This window comes from Marinobacter daqiaonensis (assembly GCF_900115285.1).
GTDB lineage: Bacteria > Pseudomonadota > Gammaproteobacteria > Pseudomonadales > Oleiphilaceae > Marinobacter > Marinobacter daqiaonensis.
The window spans coordinates 127,231-148,614 of sequence record NZ_FOYW01000001.1 but is presented as its reverse complement, the minus strand read 5'-3'; the positions used below and the strand labels follow the sequence as shown (position 1 = coordinate 148,614).

The 21,384-nt window shown below is 61.1% G+C and carries 19 protein-coding genes and 1 tRNA gene; 9 read left to right on the top strand and 11 right to left on the bottom strand.

Annotated elements, in window-relative coordinates:
- Positions 1-194: 194 nt before the first annotated feature.
- The 4 genes from BM346_RS00660 to BM346_RS00645 form a co-directional block, all read right to left on the bottom strand.
- Complete coding sequence (locus BM346_RS00660; RefSeq protein ID WP_092008394.1) at positions 195-413, bottom strand: DUF2835 domain-containing protein; 219 nt, start codon at positions 411-413, stop codon at positions 195-197.
- A 7-nt stretch (positions 414-420) separates the two neighbouring features.
- Complete coding sequence (htpG, locus tag BM346_RS00655) at positions 421-2,313, bottom strand: molecular chaperone HtpG (RefSeq protein ID WP_092008393.1); 1,893 nt, start codon at positions 2,311-2,313, stop codon at positions 421-423.
- 153 nt (positions 2,314-2,466) lie between these two features.
- The gene (locus BM346_RS00650; protein WP_092008392.1) at positions 2,467-2,901 is read right to left on the bottom strand and encodes a PaaI family thioesterase; all 435 of its coding nucleotides are present in this window, start codon (positions 2,899-2,901) and stop codon (positions 2,467-2,469) included.
- Positions 2,898-3,368 (bottom strand): PaaI family thioesterase, encoded by a 471-nt coding sequence (locus BM346_RS00645; RefSeq protein WP_092008391.1) that lies wholly within the window; start codon positions 3,366-3,368, stop codon positions 2,898-2,900. The genes BM346_RS00650 and BM346_RS00645 overlap by 4 nt, the downstream gene beginning before the upstream one ends.
- A 147-nt stretch (positions 3,369-3,515) precedes the next feature.
- Between BM346_RS00645 and BM346_RS00640 the strand changes: the two genes are divergently transcribed.
- The 4 genes from BM346_RS00640 (at position 3,516) to BM346_RS00625 (ending at position 7,748) form a co-directional block, all read left to right on the top strand.
- Entirely contained in the window at positions 3,516-4,805 is a 1,290-nt protein-coding gene (locus BM346_RS00640) for a M48 family metalloprotease (RefSeq protein ID WP_092008390.1), read from the top strand.
- A 148-nt stretch (positions 4,806-4,953) separates the two neighbouring features.
- Positions 4,954-5,514: an SCP2 sterol-binding domain-containing protein gene (locus BM346_RS00635; protein ID WP_092008389.1), complete on the top strand. Its 561-nt coding sequence runs from the start codon at positions 4,954-4,956 to the stop codon at positions 5,512-5,514.
- Positions 5,511-6,695: an iron-containing alcohol dehydrogenase gene (locus BM346_RS00630; RefSeq protein ID WP_092008388.1), complete on the top strand. Its 1,185-nt coding sequence runs from the start codon at positions 5,511-5,513 to the stop codon at positions 6,693-6,695. Before BM346_RS00635 ends, BM346_RS00630 begins: the two co-directional genes overlap by 4 nt.
- Positions 6,696-6,938: 243 nt before the next feature.
- A complete protein-coding gene (locus BM346_RS00625) occupies positions 6,939-7,748 on the top strand; it encodes a substrate-binding periplasmic protein (RefSeq protein ID WP_092008387.1) in 810 nt (269 codons plus the stop codon).
- A gap of 25 nt (positions 7,749-7,773) precedes the next feature.
- Here BM346_RS00625 and BM346_RS00620 read toward each other — a convergent pair whose 3' ends face one another.
- Positions 7,774-10,260, bottom strand: a complete 2,487-nt coding sequence (locus BM346_RS00620; protein WP_092008386.1) for an ABC transporter permease — start codon at positions 10,258-10,260, stop codon at positions 7,774-7,776.
- Positions 10,260-10,979 carry an ABC transporter ATP-binding protein gene (locus tag BM346_RS00615; RefSeq protein ID WP_228704300.1) on the bottom strand — a complete coding sequence of 240 codons (720 nt, stop codon included), beginning with the start codon at positions 10,977-10,979 and terminating at the stop codon, positions 10,260-10,262. Before BM346_RS00615 ends, BM346_RS00620 begins: the two co-directional genes overlap by 1 nt.
- A 114-nt stretch (positions 10,980-11,093) precedes the next feature.
- Here BM346_RS00615 and BM346_RS00610 point away from each other — a divergent pair, with 114 nt between their 5' ends.
- Positions 11,094-11,732, top strand: a complete 639-nt coding sequence (locus BM346_RS00610) for an arylesterase (protein ID WP_092013128.1) — start codon at positions 11,094-11,096, stop codon at positions 11,730-11,732.
- Between the two features lie 10 nt (positions 11,733-11,742).
- Here the strand turns inward: BM346_RS00610 and BM346_RS00605 are convergent, their stop codons facing one another.
- Positions 11,743-12,753 carry a YheT family hydrolase gene (locus tag BM346_RS00605; protein ID WP_092008385.1) on the bottom strand — a complete coding sequence of 337 codons (1,011 nt, stop codon included), beginning with the start codon at positions 12,751-12,753 and terminating at the stop codon, positions 11,743-11,745.
- 81 nt (positions 12,754-12,834) lie between these two features.
- Here BM346_RS00605 and BM346_RS00600 point away from each other — a divergent pair.
- Positions 12,835-12,910: transfer RNA gene (locus BM346_RS00600), tRNA-Asn, on the top strand.
- 44 nt (positions 12,911-12,954) lie between these two features.
- On the opposite strand, the gene BM346_RS00595 is transcribed toward BM346_RS00600, so the two are convergent.
- Positions 12,955-13,575 carry a tRNA-uridine aminocarboxypropyltransferase gene (locus tag BM346_RS00595; RefSeq protein ID WP_167812663.1) on the bottom strand — a complete coding sequence of 207 codons (621 nt, stop codon included), beginning with the start codon at positions 13,573-13,575 and terminating at the stop codon, positions 12,955-12,957.
- A 128-nt stretch (positions 13,576-13,703) separates the two neighbouring features.
- Positions 13,704-14,504, bottom strand: a complete 801-nt coding sequence (locus BM346_RS00590) for an Fpg/Nei family DNA glycosylase (RefSeq protein WP_092008383.1) — start codon at positions 14,502-14,504, stop codon at positions 13,704-13,706.
- A 108-nt stretch (positions 14,505-14,612) separates the two neighbouring features.
- On the opposite strand from BM346_RS00590, the gene BM346_RS00585 reads away from it, so the two are divergent.
- Both BM346_RS00585 and BM346_RS00580 read left to right on the top strand, forming a co-directional pair.
- Positions 14,613-14,897 (top strand): hypothetical protein, encoded by a 285-nt coding sequence (locus BM346_RS00585; protein ID WP_406812903.1) that lies wholly within the window; start codon positions 14,613-14,615, stop codon positions 14,895-14,897.
- A 98-nt stretch (positions 14,898-14,995) separates the two neighbouring features.
- A complete protein-coding gene (locus BM346_RS00580; protein WP_092008382.1) occupies positions 14,996-16,621 on the top strand; it encodes a methyl-accepting chemotaxis protein in 1,626 nt (541 codons plus the stop codon).
- Positions 16,622-16,664: 43 nt separating this feature from the next.
- Here the strand turns inward: BM346_RS00580 and BM346_RS00575 are convergent, their stop codons facing one another.
- Positions 16,665-17,960, bottom strand: coding sequence for a M18 family aminopeptidase (locus BM346_RS00575; protein WP_092008381.1), 1,296 nt, complete (start codon positions 17,958-17,960; stop codon positions 16,665-16,667).
- 595 nt (positions 17,961-18,555) lie between these two features.
- On the opposite strand from BM346_RS00575, the gene BM346_RS00570 reads away from it, so the two are divergent.
- Entirely contained in the window at positions 18,556-19,083 is a 528-nt protein-coding gene (locus tag BM346_RS00570; RefSeq protein ID WP_227662970.1) for a hypothetical protein, read from the top strand.
- A gap of 1 nt (position 19,084) precedes the next feature.
- Here BM346_RS00570 and rlmKL read toward each other — a convergent pair whose 3' ends face one another.
- Positions 19,085-21,262 (bottom strand): bifunctional 23S rRNA (guanine(2069)-N(7))-methyltransferase RlmK/23S rRNA (guanine(2445)-N(2))-methyltransferase RlmL, encoded by a 2,178-nt coding sequence (rlmKL, locus tag BM346_RS00565; protein ID WP_092008380.1) that lies wholly within the window; start codon positions 21,260-21,262, stop codon positions 19,085-19,087.
- Positions 21,263-21,384: the final 122 nt, after the last annotated feature.

Genomic DNA, 21,384 nt, shown 5'->3' with positions numbered 1-21,384 from the left:
GAGTTTCATGTTCCGTGCAGAGACGCACTCCGGCACCCTTTCCCAGGACACGCCCGGCGAGTACGTCCATGTAGGGCTCAACGAATGCCATCCCTGGCATTCGACGGTCCTGGGAAAGAATCCCGGACCACGTCTTCCCGCTTCGGAGTTGTACTCCAGACAGTAACAGCAATCTTTGGCTCGTTTTTAAACCGTTAGAGCCGTTCGACGTTCTTGAATCTGCCCTGCTCGTCGAACAGGATTCGGAAGGAGCCGCGGATGCCGTCGCGGAGGTAGAAACGGGAGAGGATACGGGCCGGGAAGCGGACGGAGCGCCCGTCCCGGGCCCTGGCGTGCACGTCGGTCGCCGTGCCCTGGTAGAGCTTGATCCACTCATCAGGGCTGATTGCGATGTCGACGATAATCTCCTGCATGGGCCGGTTAGTTGGCCAGCTCAAGCAGCAGACGGTTCAGGCGACTGACATAGGCGCCGGGGTCCCTGAGCTGCTCGCCACTGGCCAGGGTGGCCTGGTCCAGCAGGACAGCGGACAGTTCCTTGAAGCGGTCTTCGCTCTGCTCGCTCCCAAGGCGCTGAACCAGCGGGTGATCCACGTTGACTTCGAAGATGGGCTTGCTGTCCGGCACCTTCTGGCCGGCGGCTTCCATGATCTTCTTCATCTGGGCGCCCATGTCGAACTGCCCGGTTACCAGGCACGCCGGTGAGTCGGTCAGGCGATTGGTGACCCGCACTTCCTGGACCCGGTCGTCGAGTGCCTTCTGGATCCGCTCAATCAGGTCCTTGTGCTCTTTCGCCGCCTCTTCCTGGTGCTTTTTGTCCTCTTCCGTTTCTACTTCACCCAGGTCCAGGTCACCGCGGGCCACGTCCTGGAACTTCTTGCCATCGTATTCGCTGAGGTACCCCATCATCCACTCGTCGATACGGTCGGAGAGGATCAGCACCTCGATGCCCTTCTTTCGGAACACTTCCAGGTGCGGGCTGCTCTTGGCGGCGGTGAAGCTGTCGGCGGTGATGTAGTAGATCTTGTTCTGGCCGTCCTTCATGCGACTGATGTAGTCGTCCAGGGAGACGTTCTGGGCGCTCTCACCGGTGTGGGTGGAGGCGAAACGCAGCAGGCCGGCAATCTTCTCGCGGTTGCTGAAGTCTTCCGCCGGCCCTTCCTTGAGAACGGTGCCGAACTCGTTCCAGAACCCCTGGTAATCTTCCGGCTGCTTCTTCGACAGCTTGGAGAGCATGTCCAGGACCCGCTTGGTCATGGCGGTGCGGATGGACTCCACGGTGCTGTCGTTCTGCAGGATTTCCCGGGACACGTTCAGGGACAGGTCGTTGGAATCAATGACGCCCTTGGCGAAACGGAGGTACAGGGGCAGGAACTGCTCCGCGTCGTCCATGATGAACACCCGCTGCACATACAGCTTGAGGCCGCGGGGCGCTTCCCGGTTATACAGGTCGAAAGGCGCACGCTTGGGGATATAGAGCAGGCTGGTGTAGTCCAGCTTGCCCTCGACCTTGTTGTGGGACCAGGTCAGGGGATCCTCGAAATCGTGGGCAATGTGCTTGTAGAACTCCTTGTATTCCTCGTCCTTGATTTCGGCACGTGGCAGGGTCCACAGGGCGGTGGCGTCGTTGACGGTCTCGTAGTCGCCCTTCTCGCCCTCTTTTTCCCCCTCGGCCTTCATTTCCACCGGGAAAGAGATATGATCGGAATACTTCTTCACCAGGCTGCGCAGGCGCCAGCCGTCCGCGAACTCCTGCTCTTCCTTCTTCAGGTGCAGCACAATGCGGGTTCCGCGTTCTTCCAGCGGCAGGTTCTCGATGGTGAACTCGCCGTCGGCGGCGGACTCCCAATGCACGCCCTCTTCCCTGGGCGCACCGGCGCGGCGGGTGAAGACCTCGACCCGGTCCGCGACAATAAACGCCGAGTAGAAACCCACCCCGAACTGGCCGATCAGCTTGCTGTCCTTCTTCTCGTCGCCGGACAGCTGCTTGAGAAATTCCGCGGTGCCGGATTTGGCGATGGTACCAAGGTTCTCGATCACATCATCGCGACTCATGCCAATGCCGTTGTCGGTAATGCTGACGGTGCCAGCCTCGGTATCGTAATCGAGACGGATTCTGAGCTCCGGATCGTTCTCGTACAGCGAGTCATCCTTCAGGGCGGCAAAACGGAGCTTGTCCTCGGCGTCGGAGGCATTGGAAATCAGCTCCCTGAGGAAGATTTCCTTGTTGGAATAGAGGGAGTGGATCATCAGGTGAAGCAGTTGCTTCACTTCGGTCTGAAAACCAAGGGTTTCTTTCCGGGTTTCAACCGTCATGGTGCGGTATCTCCTGCTGTATGGCTCTCACAAGATGTGGTCCACCGGCCCCCGGAAATCCGGGCGCCGGTGCGGGCGTTTGTTACGTGGAGTCAATCTGGGGATCATCCGGTGCTTTTCAAGTCCCCTTGCTCCGGTGTCAATGCGGGGACATTACTGATCCAGCAGGAAGTGGGCCCGGGCCGTGGCGATGGGTTCGCGGCGGGATTTCTGCCAGGCACTTATCATGACGTTCGCCACACGGTTGCCCTGGCGGGTCAGGTGGCATTCGGCGTAGGTCTCCCGGTCCAGTCCCGCCCGCAGGTAATCCAGGGAGAAGTCCACGATTTTAGGCAGCCGGAAGGTATCCTGGGACATCATCAGATATATGGCGGCGGACACCTCCATGAAGCCCCCGATCACCCCCCCGTGAATCGCCGGCAGCATAGGGTTGCCCAGGTTGGAATCCTTCCTGGGAAGCCGGAAGATGATGTCATCGCCAAAACGGTCGCATTGCAGCCCGATATAACCTGCGTAGGGGATGCTCTCAAGCAGCCGGGTGAAGTCGCCGCTTTCCTGGGTATGGCGGAGAATATCGGAGGTGGTCATTGCTCTGTCCCCATGATCATGTCGCGGTAGGCCTTGGGCGTGGCTTCCCTGCCGATGCGCATGAAGGTGCCGACACAGGTGGCAATCACCTCGCCGCCCTCCTGATAGGCTTCACAACGGGTGAAGACGATGTTCCGGGTCATCTTGCGGATTTCTGCGCGGGCGTACACAGCCTTGTCGGGCTCCGCCGGTCGCATGTAATCCACCCGCAGATCCAGGGTCGGGCACAACTCGAACTCGTCCAGGGCGCATATCATGACCGAGCCGGAGGTGGTGTCCATCAATGTGGTGATGGCCCCGCCATGAATGACCCGTGTCTCCGGGTTGCCGATGATTTTCTCACTGTACGGCAGGCACAGGGTGAGCTGGCCGCTGTCCGCATCGGCCACGGCCAGGCCCAGATCCCGGGCCTGGTTCAGGATGTTGATGAACCGGGCAACCCGGTCCACAAGTACTTTATCGGTCATAGCAGTCCTGTGGTTTTCGAAAAACGCGGCGGGATAATACCCCATTCCGCAAGCCCCCTGCACACAGACACCTGTGCCGGGGCCGGGTTTCCGCTATGCTTCCTGACAGAGTAACACTTCCATAAGGATAGGAGCCTCGACGTGAATATGCTGATTTCCCTGAAAGCCAGAATGGCGGGCCCCGCTGCCCTTCTGCTGTCAGTCGTTCTGGCAAGTGGCTGCGCGACGAACCCGGTCACCGGAGAATCCCAGTTGTCCCTGATCGGTGAAGGCCAGGAACAACAGATGGGGGAGGAGAACTACCGGCCCACGATCCAGACCCAGGGAGGCCGTTTCTACCTTGACCCGGAACTGACGGATTATGTCCAGGAAGTGGGCAACAAGCTGGCTGCGGTGAGCGACCGCCCCGATCTCCCCTACGAGTTTGCCGTTCTGAACAGCAGCATCCCTAATGCCTGGGCCCTTCCCGCCGGCAAAATCGCCATCAATCGCGGCCTGCTCGTCGAGCTGGAAGATGAGGCCCAGCTGGCCTCGGTACTGGGTCACGAGATCGTTCACGCCGCCGCCCGCCACAGTGTGCAGCGGATGCAGCAAGGCATGTTGCTGAGTGCTGGTGTTGCCGGCCTGGGCATGGCTCTGTCCGACAATGAATGGGCCGGACTGCTCATGGGAGGTGCCGCCGTTGGCAGCCAGCTGGCGCTGGCGCAGTACAGCCAGAGCAATGAACTGGAGGCCGACCGCTATGGCATCGAGTACATGGTTGAAGCGGGATATGACCCCGAGGCGGCGGTGGAGCTGCAGGAGCTTTTCCTGAAGCTGTCGGAAGGCCAGAACCCCGGCTTTCTCAAGGGCCTGTTCGCCACCCATCCCCCGTCCCAGAAGCGGGTTGAAGCCAACCGGAGGCTGGCAGAAAAATACGGCGCGGAGGGCTACAGGGGTCGCGAAGTCTACCAGCGCAAAATCGCGGAAGCCAAGCGTCTGCAGCCCGCCTATGAGCTCCATAACGAAGCGATACAGCTGGCCAACAACAAGGACTACCAGGCCGCCCTGTCCAAGGTGAACCAGGCCCTGAAGATGGCCCCCAACGAAGCCGCCTTCCACGCCACCCGTGGGCAGCTACACGAGGCACTGGACAATCCGGAGAAGGCCCGGGAGAATTTCGACCGGGCGGTGGAGCTCTATCCTGAAATGTTCAGCTACCGCCTGCTGCGCGGGCTCAATCACCTGGATGCGGGTCGGGTGGACGCGGCCAGGGCCGATCTCGAAGCCTCCGCGGAGGTTGTGCCCACCGGCATCGCCTATCTGCGCCTGGGCGACATCGCGGTCTCTGAGGGCAACCGTGACCGGGCGGCCGGTTATTACCAGCAAGTCGCCCAGGCCGGCGGCCAGCTTGGCGAGGAAGCACAGCGCAAGCTGTCGCAGCTTAACCAGCGATAGTATTGAGTACCGGAGAGCGCGGCGGGAAGCCTGTTCCGCCCGCTTTCCGGGAACGTCAGTTATTTGTTGATCCTCACCTCAACCCGGCATTGACTTGTTAGAGCAATAACTCTAAAACAGGAGAATGCTTCCCACGCAGGTTCGTCCGATGCTCAGAAAACTCAGCCGTTCCGCCGCGCTTACGGCACGACGCCGTTACGTGCAGACCATGTTCCAGGTGATGGGCCACGCCCTGGATGCCATATCCCGGACCGACAAGAAGGTTCTTGACGAGGCCCGCCTGTTGCCGGTTGGATTCGTATTCGAAATGACGGTGCTGCCCGCGGGCCCCAGTCTGGTCGTGGAGCATGTCGGGGAGGGTCGTCTTCGCTACCTGGGAAGTTCCCCGCCAGCGAACGTGGATCTTTCAATCCGCTTCAAACATATCGCCCACGCCTTCCTGGTGCTGTCGTTTCAGGAAAAAACCGCCGAGGCCTTTGCCAATGACCGGATGCTGGTGGACGGTGATATCGGGCTGGCCGTGCGCATGACCCGCATCCTCAACCGCCTGGAGGCCATCATATTGCCGCGGCTTGTGGCCAGCCGGGCCGTCAAGGAATATCCGGCGGATCTGGGACTATTCGAGAAAGTCCCTGGCGCGATCAATATCTACCGCCGGGTCGCCACCGGCATGATTCGGGACCTGACAAAGGAGGTGAGCCCAACATGAGCCGCTATTACGAATTCTACTGCCCGGTCAAGGTGATCTCCGGCGACGCTGCCCTTGAGCATCTGCCCTACGAACTGACGAGCATCGCCTCCACCCGGCCCATGATTGTGACCGATCAGGGCGTTCGGGCGGCAGGGCTCCTGGACCCGGTCATTACTGCCTGCGAGGAAAGCAATCTCGTGATCGCGGCCATCTACGACGAGGTGCCGGCGGATTCCTCCACCACGGTCGTCAGGGATATTGCCAACCTCTATCGCCAGCAAGAGTGCGATGCGCTGATTGCGGTCGGCGGGGGGTCTTCCATCGACACCGCCAAGGCGGTCAACATCCTGGTATCCGAAGGCGGCGACGACGTTGCCGCCTACAGCGGCGCCGGCGTACTCAGCAGACCCCTGAAACCGTTTTTCGTGATTCCCACGACGGCCGGCACGGGCTCGGAGGTGACCTCCGTAGCGGTCATCGCAGACCGGGAGCGCTCCGTCAAGCTGCCGTTCACTTCCTCGTTCCTGTTGCCCAACGCCGCCATCATCGACCCCCGCATGACGCGGACCCTGCCACTGCATATCACCGCAGCCACTGCCATGGACGCCCTCACCCATGCCACCGAGGCCTATACCTGCCTGGGCAAGAACCCCCTCAGTGACGCCTATGCCACCGCGGCGGTGAAGAAAATCTCCGGTGCCCTGCTGAAGGTGATGGACAACCCGGATGACGGGCAGGGTCGCCTGGATCTGGCCGAAGCCTCCACCATGGCCGGCATCGCCTTCTCCAATTCCATGGTGGGGCTGGTCCATGCCCTGGGCCACGCCACCGGCGCACTGTGCCATTTGCCCCACGGCCTGTGCATGAGCATATACCTGCCCTTTGTACTCGAATACAACCTGGAGCAGATTCGTGAGCCACTCTCGGATCTGCTGCTTTACCTGGAGGGCCCCCAGGTCTGGGCCACCACCCCGGCCTCCCGCAGACCTGAAGCGACCATTTCCGCGATCCGTCACCTCCGGGATGAGCTGCACCACCGCTGCGAATTGCCGCGCACGCTGCGGGAAACCAACAAGGTAACCGAAGACCAGCTGGATCAGATCGCACACAAAGCCCTTGACGACGGCGCCATCATGTTCAATCCTCGGGAGGCCTCCTTTAAAGATGTAGAGGCAATACTGAAAAAAGCCTGGGGATAACAGCCACGGTTTAACCCTCGCGCTTGAATGGCAGAGCGAAACAGCGAACAATCGCAGAAAAATACGACGTCAGTGTCGTCAGGCCAGCGCTGGGAGCGGTGTGCTGGAGCATAAGGAAGCGATTGCCTGATAGTGCACTGGCTAAAAAAACAACAGGCTTCGCACGAAGACATTCCGCCCGAACCCTGGGGCAGCGAATGCCGTAGCTGACCGCGAAGCCTGGCTGATCAGGGTATAGGACCTATGGCTTATCCAAACGGGAATCTGCTGACAGGGGCCTTCATTGCCCTGCTGATGGCCAGCGTTGCCCCAGCCAGCATCGCGACTCAGGTGTCGTCCAGCGAGGATGATGAGGCAAGGCCGCTTGATGGCAAGCAACACCTGCTGCGCCTCAATGTCTCCACAAATGGCTATCCACCCTATCTCATCATTGAGGAGGATGGCAGCTACGGGGGCATCGTCTACGATGTGGTCAGCCGGATAGCCGACCGCACAGGTTACACGGTGGAGCCCCATGAAGTGCCGCGCAAGCGGGTCGATGATCTGCTGCTGAGGGGCCTGATCGACGCCACGCCCCGTGCCCGGGAATGGACCGAGGAACCCGGCCGTTTTCTTTTTACCGACCCCATTGTTCCCATCCGGGAGGTATTTTTCAGCCGGGCCGATTCCGATTTCCGCTTCGGGGAACTCGACAGACTGGGTGGCATTACCCTCGTCACCCCCCTGGGCTATCATTACCCGCAGCTCGAACCGCTGTTTGAGAATGGCACTGTCGAGCGCTACGAAGTACGGCATGACCGCGACATGTTCAGGTACCTGCTCCATGGCCCCAACTTCGACGCCGCGGTGGCTGACCTGACCGTCGGCCAGTGGATTATCCGCCAGAACAACTGGAAGGGGGAGTTCAAGCACAGCGACAAGGCGATCAGCCAGTATGGCTATCGCCTCATGCTGCGCCCGGAATGGCAGGATTTTGCGGAAATGTTCAATGACGAACTCGCGGACATGAAGGCCAGCGGAGAGCTGGACGACATCCTCGACCAGTACCGCTGAGCCAGATCCCTTATGGGGGGCCACCCTACTCCAGGCGCCTGAGCAACAGCATCGGGCTGACGCTCAACACCGGCCTCAGCTGCCAGCGGCCCAGCAGGGCCAGAATCACGCCACTGATCAGGGGAATCGGCAGCACCACCTCCCAGTGCCAGCGGAATTCCCCCCCGAACATCCGGTATTGCAATGCCCACACCGCTGCCTCGGCGGCGGCCACTCCCAGTAATCCCGCCAGCACACCCGCCACGCCGAACTCAAGCATGGTACTGCGAACCAGCAATGAGCGGCGTCCACCAAGGGTGCGCAACAGCGCGCCTTCACGCTGCCGGTCCTTCAGGGTGGCACTGACGACCGCGGCCATCACCACCAGAGAGGCGGCAAGAATCAACGCCAGAATGGCCTCAATGGCCTGGGTTACCTGGCGCACGATCTCCTGAATACGCTCGATGATATGGTCCACCTCGAGCACCGATACGGTGGGGAACTGCCGGGTGAAGTCATTGAGCGCGGATTTGCGGTCCTCAGGCAGATAGAAGCTGGTGATCCAGGTGGCCGGCAGCCCTTCCAGGGCGCCGCCCGGTGGAAAGGCCATGTAGAAGTTCGGCTTCATGCTCTCCCACTGCACGGTTCGGATACTGGTGACCGGCTCTGTGATGGTTTCCGAGCCAATGGTGAAACCCAGTCTGTCGCCGACTTCCAGCCCCAGTTCCGCTGCCAGCTCCGCCTCCACGGAGACGCCCTCGGTCTGATCCTCTTCAAACCACTTCCCTTCGACGATGCGATTATCCTGGGGCAGAGCCTCCATCCAGGTCAGATTCAACTCCCGGTTGAGGGCGTTCACGCTGTCGTCCTTGCTGACCACCTGGCGCACCGGCTTGCCGTTGATCTCGGTCAGGCGGCCCCGCACCATCGGATAGAGGGCATCCAGGCTCTGACCCCTCTGCTCCCAGAAGCCTTCCACTTCATCCACAGTCTTGGGGGCGATGTTGATAAGAAAATGATTCGGGGTCTGCTCCGGAAGCTGCGCCTGCCAGTCCGCCAGCAATGAGGAACGGACCAGGATCAGCGTGCTGGCGAGCATCAGCGTCATGGCAAAGACAGCGATCTGGGAGAGGCTGGCGCGGCGATGGCGGTAAAGTCCCACCAGTGCCAGCCGCCAGGCATTGCCACCACCGCTCACCCGGCGCAGGGCGATCACCATCAGCCAGCCGATCAGGGCCAGGGTGGCGAGCAGGGCCGCCAGGCCACCAATCAGGGCGACCACCAGCACCACTTCCCTCGCATACAGCCAGACCAGCCCGAAGATAGCCACAACGGCAATGACGATGTCGGTCCAGGCCCGGGAATCAGCCTCTCCGGGCTGGCTCCGCAATACCCGCATGGCAGGCACATGCCGTAGCCGCCGGATCGGCGGATAGGCAAAGGCGAACAGTGAAATAATGGCCGTGGCCAGCGCTGGCGCCAGCGCACCCACTTCCACCGAGAACGGCACCTCCCGCTCCAGCACCTCGGCCACCAGACTGTTCAGGAAGGCAAACACCGGCAGCGCCACCAGCAGCCCCCCCGCCATGCCCACCAGGCCCCAGATGGACAGGCGCCACAGGTACATGCGGCCGATCCGGGTACTGGAAAGCCCGAGGGTTTTCAGTAACGCCACCGTATCCCGCTGGCCCACCGCATACTGGCGACTGGCCACCGCCACTGCCACTGCCGCCAGTAATACGGCGATACTGCCTCCCAGCAGCAGAAACCGCTCGGCCCGCTGCAGGGATTCCGACAGGGCCTCCCCATCCCGTATGCTTTCCCATTCGTGGGAGGGTTCCAGGCGAGGCTTCAGCCACCGGTAAAAGTTCTCCAGGGCCTCCTCTTCACCGGCAAAGAGGCTGATGTACTCCACCCGGCTGCCTTCCTGGATAACGTCGGTGGCGGCCACGTCATCAGCGTGCATCATTACCCGGGGCGCCAGGCCCGCGAGGTTGAAACCTCCGTCCGGCTCACGTACCAGCACCCCGGAAATCCTCAGTGTCAGCGTGCCAACCTCAACCGTGTCCCCCACATCCAGTTCCAGCAGGCGCATGAGCCGGGGATTCAGCCAGACCTCCCCCTGTCGCGGACCGTGTTCCAGAATCTCCCGTTCGCCCTCAAGGGCAGACTGGAACTCCACCTGCCCCCTCAAAGGATAAGCATCGCTGACCGCCTTGATGGAGACCAGCTGGAACTGCTCACCGTGGCTGAGCATGGTGGAGAATTCCACCATGCGGGCGGTGCGCAGGCCGCGGGACTCGGCCTCATCACGCCATGCCTGGGGGATGGGTTTGCCGTGCTCCGCCTCCAGCTGCCGGTCGGCGGCCAGAAAGGAACTGGCGGAGGTGACCAGCGTCCGTTGCAACTGATTGGCGAACAGGGCAATGATGGCAACCGTTGCCACGGCAATCACCAGCGCACTGAGCACCACCTTGACGTCCCGTTCGCGCCAGTCCCGGGCCACCGATCCGAGTTTTTTGCTGGCGGACATCAGGCTGCGGCCTCCTGCTCTTTACCGAGCCGGCCGGACTCTAGGGTCAGGCGGCGCTCGCAGCGGGCGGCGAGGGTTTCGTCGTGGGTCACCATCACCAGAGTGGTTCCCTGCTCCTGGTTAAGGGCCATGAGAAGATCCTGTATTTCCTGACCGGTCTGATTGTCGAGGTTACCGGTGGGCTCGTCGGCAAACAGGATCACCGGCTCCGAGGCAAATGCCCGGGCGATGGCCACCCTCTGCTGCTCGCCGCCGGACAGTTGCCTGGGGGTATGCCTGAGCCGGTCCCCCAGACCCACCCTTTCGAGGAGCTCCTTTGCACGGCGCCCGGCGTCAGGGTAATCACCAAGTTCCAGGGGTAGCATGACGTTCTCCAGGGCAGTCAGGGACGGCAGCAACTGGAAAGACTGGAACACGAAGCCCACCCGCCGCGCCCGCAGGGCCGCCCTTTCATCCTCGCTCAGACGACTGACGGGGTTGCCTTCCAGCATCACCTCGCCGTCACTGGGGGTATCGAGCCCTGCCAACAGGCCCAGAAGGGTGGTTTTCCCGGAGCCGGAACGGCCGACGATTGCCACCGACTCACCCCGCTTGATTTCAAGGCTGACCCCTTGCAGGATGGTCAGCGTATCATTACCCAGGTTGACCCGCTGGGTCAGATTGCTCACCTTCAGGATCGGTTCGGAAACATTCTCTGGACCACTTGCTGGATCTGTCACGGCTTCTCCCGGGAACTGAATCGGAATGTGTCTCTCTCATGGTGTGCGAGTCACAAAAGAGGATGATAAATGTCTGTGATGCCTATTGGTACGGTATTCCGCCGTCCGGGATCAATGGTTCTCCTGTTCTGGTTGGCGGCAGCTCTCAGCCTGGCGATGCCAAGGCCGGGTTTGGCCAACACTATACTGGTTATGGGAGACAGTCTCAGTGCCGCCTACGGTGTGGAAACCGAGACGGCCTGGGTAAACCGGCTCCGAGGCCGGCTGGAAGAGCAGCGGGAGCAGTCGTGGAAGGTGGTCAATGCCAGTATCAGCGGTGAAACCACCGACGGGGGCGCACGCCGACTGCCGGAACTGCTCGAGAAACACCAGCCGGACGTGGTCATCCTGGAACTGGGGGGCAACGACGGTCTTCGCGGTTTCCAGCCCTCGGTGATCCGGGACAACCTGGCGGCCATGATTGAGGCGTCCCAGGATGCCGGCGCCAGGGTGTTGCTGGTGGGGATGCAGATCCCCCCCAATTATGGCGCCCGCTACACCCGCCGGTTTGCCGATATGTACCCGGAACTGTCGGATCAGTACGGCACTGCCCTGGTCCCCTTCTTCCTGGAAGGTATCTACAACCGGGAGCGGATGATGCAGGGAGATGGCATCCACCCCACCGCCGAAGCCCAGCCACAACTGCTGGACAATATCTGGCCCCACCTTGAGCCATTGCTGGACGAAGCGAAAACCGCCGCTGTTGCTGACTGACCCCGGCCCCTCAGCTCACCAGCACCCGCAGAAAGCCGGCGGCCCTTCGCTCGGACCAGTACCAGCCATCCCGTCGATGCTGGACAAAACCGACGTGGCCGCCATGGCGGGGCACTTCGAAAGTTGTGTGATTGCCGAGAACCGCTGGACTCCGGGGGAAGCAGTCAGCGGAGAGAAAGGGGTCATCGGCGGCGTTGACCACCAGTGCCGGCACCCGGATATCCCTCAGCCGGAACAGGGATGAGCTCCTTCGCCAGTAATCCTCGGCGCTGGCAAAGCCATGAAGAGGCGCGGTGTAGCGGCCATCGAACTCATGAAAGCTGCGAATGTCCCCATAGCCTTCCATGCTGATCAGGTCCGGGAAACGACGGGCCTTTTCCGCCATTTTCGGCTCCAGATCCCTAAGGAACCGTGACATATAAATGCGCCGGCCGGGCATGGCCAGCACATCGGCGCTGCCCGCCAGGTCGCAGGGCACGGAAAAGGCGGTCGCCCCCACGATGCGGCTGTCCACCCGTTCGCCCTGCTCCCCCAGGTACTGCAGGGTCAGATTGCCCCCCATGCTGAAACCATTGATCGCCAGCGCCCGATAGCCCCGGCACAGGGCATGGTTGATCACCACGGACAGGTCATCCGTCGCTCCGCTGTGGTAGAACCGGGGCTGACGGTTCATGACACCACCACAGGAACGGAAGTTCCATGCCAGAACGTCCCAGCCTTCCGCCAGCAGCGCCCTGGCCAGCCCCAGCACGTAGGGACGACGACTGTGCCCCTCCAGGCCATGGCAGATGACCGCTACCCGGTCACTGCCCTGACGGTACCAGTCAAGCCAGAGTTGATCCCTGTCCGGCGTGGGAATGGGCTCAACGGTCGGCTCGGTCAGGGAGACACGGCGGAACAGGCTGGGCCAGATGGACTGGGCGTGGCCGTTTCTCAGCCACGGAGGTGGCTGGTAATCACCGGTCCGGACCGGGCCTGAGCTGGCCCGGGAGCTATCGACAGCAACTGCGGTTTCAGGCATTGGAAATATTTGATTCCTGTGTTTTCAGGGCCTTGACCCCACCCATCAAAGACCTTAATATGCGCGCCATCTCGACGCCAATCCCCGATAGCTCAGTTGGTAGAGCAACGGACTGTTAATCCGTTTGTCGCTGGTTCGAGCCCAGCTCGGGGAGCCATATTCCGAAAAAGCCGCCACCTGTTTCAGGGTTGGCGGCTTTTTTTATGGTTCATCGCCAGGTTCGTCGAATCTCCTGCTCACCCCGTAACGGCCGCGCACCTGTGTCGGCATGACCGCCAGCTGGCGGCTTACCAGCGCCGCCATGGCACGTTCCAGCGGCCCCAGGTCGAGTCCGGGACGCACCACCGCCAGCAGATAGGCCAGCGCCTCGGCAGTCGCCAGGCTGTCTGCCCGGGGAGCTTTGCGGATGTGGTAGCCCGACGCGGGCGGGTGCCGGAAATGGAACGCCGGCAGCCGTTGCAGCCAGGGGTTGCTCAGAAACATCCGGCGCGCCTTGCGCCAGGTTCCATCCAGCACCACCCACTCCCTTACGCCTGTGGTATCCGCACTCTCCAGCGGCTCGCTGCCCGGATGGGGAAAGACCAGGCCGAGGCCTCCAACTCCCCTGCTCGCCAATGGCTCAAAACAGCTCCCGGATTCCCCCACCAGCACTTTCATCGAGGGCAGGCAGGCCTGTGCCAATCGCAAGGTTCCCTTGCTTCGGCTGACTTCGGTTGGGTGCTGCAGAGCCCAGAGTGGTGGCGCATCCTCAATCGGTCCGCAGACATCGCAAACGCAGATACGCTGGTGAACGCCACAGTAGGGGCAAAGGCCGGCACGCAAGAGAAGGTCACCCCAGTGGCGATGTATCAATGGCCCCTATTGTCATCAACGCTGCGCTGCCACACAAGGGGAAAGATCAACAGGGCACAGGAACGATTATCCCGACGCTACCGAATCCCGCCAGCCGCTCAGGGTCCAGGCTGACAGGCGGGACAGATATAAGCCGACCGACCGCTGGCGCTGATCCTGCGTATCGGCCCCTGGCAACGGGGACAGGGTTCACCGTCGTGCCGGCGGGGCAAAAGGAACCAGTCCGGCATTTTTTCCTGGTCGGCACCGGCCTCGAGATCTGCCTTCAGCACTTTCCGCATGATTCTATACAACTGCCTGCGCTGGTCACCATCCAGAGCCTGTACCCCGGTCTTCGGGTGCCATCGCCCCTGGAACAGGATCTCGTCACTGGTTTCGTTACCGAGGCCACTGAGGTGCTTCTGGTTCATCAACAGGGATTTCAGGCTGCCCCGGGCTTTTCCAGCCATTTCCACAAACTCGTCCTCGCCCATGTCGAGGGCATCCGGTCCCAGGTTCTGCTCGCGAGCAAAATCCCCGGGATCATCGACCAGCCTGATACGTCCAAGTTTTCGCCGGGAGTTGAAAGCCAGCATATAGCCATTGTCGAAGAAGAAACGGACCGCGTCGAAAGGGGCATCCTCACCGTCGTCCCCGTGGTCTTCCCGGCAATAGCGGGGAAAGCTGGTCATTCCGAAGTGCAGTGCCAGCCACTGGCCGGTATCCATCGCCAGAAAGAGATACTTGCCCCAGCGCAGGCTGTCCGTAAAGCTCCGGCCGGCAACGGCACGGCCCAGCTGGCTGATGCTCATATCATCGAGAACCTTTGGCGCCGGAGCCGTGACCCGCTGGATGGTCTGATGCAGCGCCGTGGCATCGATATACCGTTTGAAGACTTCGACATCCGGAAGTTCGGGCATTCCTGATTCTCCCTGCAGTGGGTGATCGTGGAAAATCCTGTTACTTGACCGTAAGGTACGAATCGGCAAAATTCAAAAACCGTCGCCTCACGCACTGGAGCTGCCGTCATGTCTGTTCACATCACCGCACTGAGCGGCCAGGAAGTCCTGCCCTATCTGGATGACCTGGCCCGCCTGCGCATCGAGGTATTCCGTGCGTTTCCCTATCTCTACGATGGCGACATGGGCTATGAACGCCGCTATCTGGCCACTTATGCCGACTCACCGGAGAGCTTTTTCGTTCTGGCACAACCGGGGGTATCGCAAGGTCCCGGAACTCAGCACCACTTACTCATGGAAGGATGTGGGGGATCAGGAAGAAACCGCCAAACCGATGACGTTCTGGATACGTGAGCTCTGAACGCCTTCGGGAGCGAATTGCTTCAAGTTCGGGAACAAGCCGCCGTTAATAACGTAGAAGCTTTTACACTCCTGAGGAGAAAGCAACAGTCATGGCCTGGCTATCAAGAAGTATTCTCGCCCGCGTTCTTTCCGTGCTGCTGGTGTCCAACCTGCTGGTGGCGTTATCCGCTCTCGCCTATTTCAAGCACTCACTGGATGCCAGCCGGGATTACAACTCACTGACCAGTGAGGAGATGATTCATGCGCTGCAGGCACAGGACATCCTGAGCCACTTCAAAACCCAGGTCCAGGAATGGAAGAACGTCCTGATCCGGGGCAGTGATGACGAACAGCGGGAGAAATACTGGCGCCAGTTCCGTGAGCAGGAGGCAACCATCCAGCAGTCCCTGCAGCAGCTAATTTCAGAACTGCCGCAAGGGGAGCCACGGGAACTTCTCAGCCGTTTTCGCCAGGCCCACCAGCAAATGGGAGCGGCTTACCGCCAGGGCTTTGAGGCCTTTAAGGCCTCGGATTATGCCCCGCTGGCAGGAGACCGTGCCGTCAAGGGGATCGACAGGGAGCCGGCCAGCCTGATTGAACAGGCATCTGCCAGCATACGCCAGGAAGCGACCCGTCGTGCCACTAACCTGAATGCCTCCGTTACCCGCACAGCTACCCTGATCGGCGTGTTGATGCTGGGGTTGATTGTGATTGGGACCCTGGCCTGCTTCTGGGTCATCTCGCGCTCCGTCGTACGGCCAGCCCAGACCCTTACCAGCCAGCTTCAGAAACTCAGTGAGGGGGACTTGTCGGATCCGGCCACTGTCAGGCGCCAGGATGAGCTCGGCCGCCTGGCCGATGCAGCCCGCAGCCTCCACCGCTTCCTGTCGGAAACCGGCTCAGCGATGAGTCGTTACGCAGACCAGCTCAACAACACCAGTTCGGCCGTTCGGGCCAATGCCAGTTCAGTCGCGGATAACTCGCACCAGGCCCATGACCGCATTGAACAGATTGCCACAGCCATGAATGAAATGTCGGCGACCGCCCAGGAAGTGGCGAGTCATGCGGCTTCGGTATCCACTCAGACCCAGGAAGCCACCGCCGAAACCGGCGAGGCCGACGAACGTATCCATCAGGCCACCACCAGCATGGAGCGCCTGAGCGACCAGATCCGCAGTTCCGCAACCACCGTCGAGCGGCTGGCCAGCGATGGCCGGAAGGTAGGCGACGTCATGGGAGTTATCCGGGAAATCGCCGACCAGACCAATCTGCTTGCCCTCAATGCCGCCATTGAGGCGGCTCGTGCCGGTGAAGCGGGCCGCGGCTTTGCGGTGGTGGCGGATGAGGTCCGAAGTCTTGCGGCCAAGACCCAGGAAGCGACGGTCAAGATTGATCACATCATCGAGACCATCACCGGGGGCTCCAACGATGCCACCGAATTCATGAGGGCCAGTGAAGTCGTGGCCGGTGAAACCGCGGAAGCCGTTGAGGGTGTCCGCATGACCCTGGCAAGGATCAGCGATCGCATGAAGCACATCAACGACGCCACGGTTCAGGTGGCCACCGCCGCCGAGGAACAGACCAGCGTCAGTGAGGACATCAACCGAAATATCACTGAGGTTTCGGAAACCACCAGGTCCATGCGCGACAGTGCGGAGAGAAATCGCGAGAAAGGGCCGGAGCTTCAGTCCATGGCTGAAAACGTCAGCCAGCTGGCCTCCCGCATACGGCACTAATGCCTGATCCCGCGGCTCGACCGGGGATCAGACGTAGAAGGCGTCAGCCGACGTCGGGGCGCTGCATGAAAGCCGTGAGGACCTGGTACAGGGTATATCCGTCCCTGGTACCGCAAAGCTCCCGAATGGAATGCATACCCAGTTGCGGCACCCCGATGTCCAGGGTGGTAACGCCCAGGTTTGCTGCGGTCAGGGGGCCGATGGTGCTGCCGCAACCCATGTCACTGCGCACCACGAAAGTCTGGTACGGCAGGCCCAGTTCGTCGCTGATATGACGGTAAAGAGCGGCCGACCGGCTGTTGGTGGCATAACGCTGGTTGTGGTTCACCTTGATCACCGGGCCCTGGTTCAGCAGTGGCCCGTGATTCTCGTCGTGGCGGTCGCTGAAGTTGGGATGAACGCCATGGGCGTTGTCTGCCGAAACCATCATGGAACGGGCGATTACCCTACTGCGGTTTTCCGGCCCGCACCAGCGGTCCAGCACCGAGCTCAGGAACGGCCCCTGGGCGCCTTCGGCGGACATGCTGCCCACTTCCTCGTGGTCGTTGCAGACCAGTAACGCCGGCTCTCCACCGGAGCTGTCGATGAGCGACCGCAGGCCAATGAAACAACTGAGCAGGTTATCCAGCCGTGCGGACGTGATGAACTCATCCCGCAGCCCGGAAAGGTTGGCTGGCTGGGCGTCATAGAAGCTCAGCTCGTAGCCAAGAACCTTGTTCACTTCCACGTCCGGGTACTCTTTACCCAGTTGCTCGCGAATCAGGTCGCTGAAGGCGGTCTTGTCGTCCTCGGGAACCTGCATCAGAACCGGAGGCAGATCCGTCTGGTTGTTGATGGAGCGATTGGCGTTGGCCTCCCGGTCCAGATGGATGGCCAGACTGGGGATAAAGGCCACCGGCCGCAGGAAGTCCACCAGGCAGTCACGCACCCTGCCCTGGCCATCCAGCACGGTAACCCGGCCGGCCAGGGAAAGGTCCCGGTCGAACCAGGGGTTCAGCAGCACGCCGCCATAGACTTCGACGCCAAGCTGGAAAAAGCCTTTGCGCCTCAGCTCCGGATTGGGCTTCACTTTCAGGCAGGGACTGTCGGTATGAGCGCCGACCATGCGGACGCCGGCTTCCAGGGGTGAACGCTTGCCGGTGCGGAAGGCGATAATGGAAGACCCGTTGCGTATCGCGTAATAGCCCTGCCCCTGCTTCAGGTTCCACTCCTCACGCTCGTCCAGCGCCTGGAACCCTGCTTTGTCGAGGGCTTTGGCCATGTTACGGGTAGCGTGCCAGGGTGTGGGAGAATTGGAGAGAAAGTCGATCAGGTTCTGGTTAAAGCCGGTATGTGCCATAGATTTTCAGAGACTCTTACGGGAATTCGGATAGCTGGAGTATCGCATGTCAGGGGGTACGGCCTCTACTTGGCAAGCAAGCGCATACCCTGCGACTTTCACCTAGTTCAGAGCCATTACGTGCCATTCCTGGCAATTTGAGGCCTCCTGCTATGCGCGAGGGACTGGGGCCGGGATGGTTTTCTGGAACCTCCAAAAACAGGGGTGGAACGCGAAGGCGTTTCACGGCCCGGCCATGGACGGCCGGGCCTGGATTTTTACCGCGACGCAGGAGCAATAAGCCGTAATGGTTTTCGAAGGGCCTCCATGGCTGGATTCACGGCGTGTCTCGGAAAACCATGCCGGCTCCAGGGCCAGCGCACCAAAGTTCAAGCCCTGGCGTTTGATCAGAAGAAGCTTTCAGCCAGCTTTGAGCTTCCCTGTCGGACCGCTATTGGGTAGCCTCTTCCAGGACACACTGTGAATACCTCCATGTAAGCTCGACGAAAACATCCCTGTTTTCGACGGTCCTGGAAGAGGCCACCCAACATCGGCCCTTGCACTTGAGCATCCATGAGAACTTAAAGCTGCTGATCGAAAAAACAAAGGAGCCTGTATGCAACAGGGCATGCCCCGTTTCCTAGATATCGAGTTCTATCAGACCGACGACCTCTTCTTCCCCACTGCCATGGCCTGGAGCCTGTCCGATGGCCGTATGAAAACCGTAGTGATCGAGCCGGATGAAAGCTGGCTGCCCGAGGACGCGGACCTGGACGAGGAAGAACTACTCTATCTGAGGGAACAGGGAGTTCCACTGATCGAGCTTGCCCGGGCCCTCCATGAGGACCTGCCGGACCAGCAGGTGTTCACCGACGGACTGGATCCGGACGAAACCCTCGTGGATCTGATCTTCGACGCTGTTGGCATGGACGTGCCCTTCGAGCTGGCGCCGCTGGAGGACCTGATTCCCGGCATGGACCGGGACACCCTGGAAGACCATCGCCGTGAACTGATGTTTGAGCAGGGGCTGGAGCCGCAGTTACCGGAAAACGGAGTTTATGCCCTGCTTCTCCTGGCCCAGAGGGAGGGGTTGATGGAGCCCCCCGAGCATGGCCCGGAGGACGCCGACAACGACCTGGAATAATTCACACTTTGTGGCGGATATGCCAGCACTTGTGGATCTTCGGATTGCGCTGAAAATCCCTGTCCAGGGTCGAGGGGGTTACGTTCGCCACCTCAAAGAGTTCCGTCAGCTCATCATCCAGTTTGAACCGTCTGAAATTGTTGGAGAAAATTAACAGGCCGTCGGCCGTCAGCCGCGACATGGCCTGCCAGATCAGTTTGCTGTGATCCCGTTGTATGTCCAGCACGCCCTGCATGCGGGCCGAGTTCGAGAAGGTGGGGGGATCCATGAAGATCAGGTCGAAACGCTGGTCCGGGGACGGTTTCTCCGCCAGCCAGGCCACGCAGTCAGCGGGCTCGACCCGGTGCTTCGTAAGGTCTGCACCATTCAGGCGCAGGTTGTCCCGGGCCCAGTCCACGTAAGTTTTGGACATGTCCAGGCTCAGCGAACGGCTCGCCCCCCCGGCCACGGCCTGCACTGTCGCCACACCTGTATAACAGAACAGGTTCAGGAAACGCTTGCCCCTGGCGTGGTCCCGGATCCAGCGGCGCACCGGCCGGTGGTCGAGGAACAGACCCGTGTCGAGGTAGTCCCGCAGATTCACCTTCAGACGGCTGCCCAACTCGGTCACTTCCAGGAACTCGCCGGTGGCGGCCACCTTCTCATACTGACGGGTGCCGCTCTGGCGCTGGCGATGCTTGCAGATGACCCGTTCCGGGGGTGTGCCCAGAACGTCGGGAATGACCGCCATGGCTTCGGCCAGTCGTTCCCGGGCACTTTTTTCATCTACCGACTTGGGTGCCGCATATTCCTGAATATGCACCCAGTCGCCGTAAACATCGATGGCCAGGGCGAACTCCGGCATATCGGCATCATAAAGACGATAACACTCGATATCCTGCTTCCTGGCCCACTGCCCAAGGGTCTTCAGGTTTTTACGCAGGCGATTCTCCAGCATGCGGGCCCGTTCCGGGTGACTGATCCTGGGGCGGACCTCGCCAGGGGCCGACACATCCCGGGAGCGCGCCTCATTCTCAGGCGATACCTCGAACAACAGTAGCTGGGCGGGAATCTTACCCGCGGAGAAGTTGTACTGGCGATAACTGCGCAGACCAATGGCGTGGCCCAGTTCCGGTGCCCCGGTAAAGACCCCCAGCCGCCAGCCCTGGAGATTGTCTTTGACGGCCTGTCCCAGGGCCTGATAGACGGGGCCCAGCTGCTTGCGATCGCTCAGGCGCTCGCCATAGGGCGGATTCACCAGAACCAGTCCCTGCTCCGCCCACTGTCCGTCCCGGTGGAAATCCTCCACCGCCCGTGCTTCCACGTGCACTATCCCTTCAAGTCCGGCACGGCTGATATTGCGCCAGGCGGTGGCAATCACACGACTGTCCTGGTCGAAGCCGGCAAAGCGCGGGATTGTGCCCTGCTTGCCCTCCCAGGCACGGCGCTCGGCCTCCTGGCGCAGTTCAAGCCAGAGGTCCGGCTGATGCCCCAGCCAGCGTTCGAAGCCGAAGCGTTGACGGAGGCGCCCGGGAGCCTGGTCCATGGCCATCATGGCTGCCTCTATCAGCAGGGTGCCGGAGCCGCACATGGGATCGATAAAATCCCCACCGGCGGCGGCGATCCCGGCCCAGCCCGCCCGCATCAGCAGGGCCGCTGCCAGGTTCTCCCGTAAGGGTGCGATGCCCTTCTCGGTCCGGTAGCCCCGCATATGCAGGCTGTCGCCACTGAGGTCGATTCCGATATCGAGCTGGCCGCGATGGAGTCGTGCTGAAACGGTAATGTCGGGATCCTTCGCATCAACACTGGGGCGTACCGTTCCGCTGCCCCGGAGTCTGTCGACAATACCGTCCTTGACCTTCTGGGCACCGTACTGGGTGTTGCGGATCAGCTCGTTGGTTCCACTGAACATTACCCGGAACCGGCCATTCACCGACAGGTGCTCGGCCCAGGGTATTTCGTGGACGCCCTGATAGAGGGTTTCGTTGCTGGTGGCATCGACCGAAGCGAGGTGCAGCAGTACACGGTTGGCCAGCCGGGACCACAGACAGGCCCGGTAGCCATCCGCGAGGGACCCTCGCGCCCAGACGCCGGCAGGGGCCAGTTTCAGCGGCTCCAGCCCGAACGACACGAGCTCGTCCTGCAGCAGGTTATCCATGCCTTTGGGACAGGTGACAAAAAACTCATGTTGCACTGGCACGGAAACCTCCGGGTAGACGACAAGGGGATGGCGGCTCAGTGACCGCCGGGGTTCTCTCAAGGTAGCGCATGGTAACCGACAGGGGGTTATTTCACATAAACATAAAGGGCCGGTCACATAGA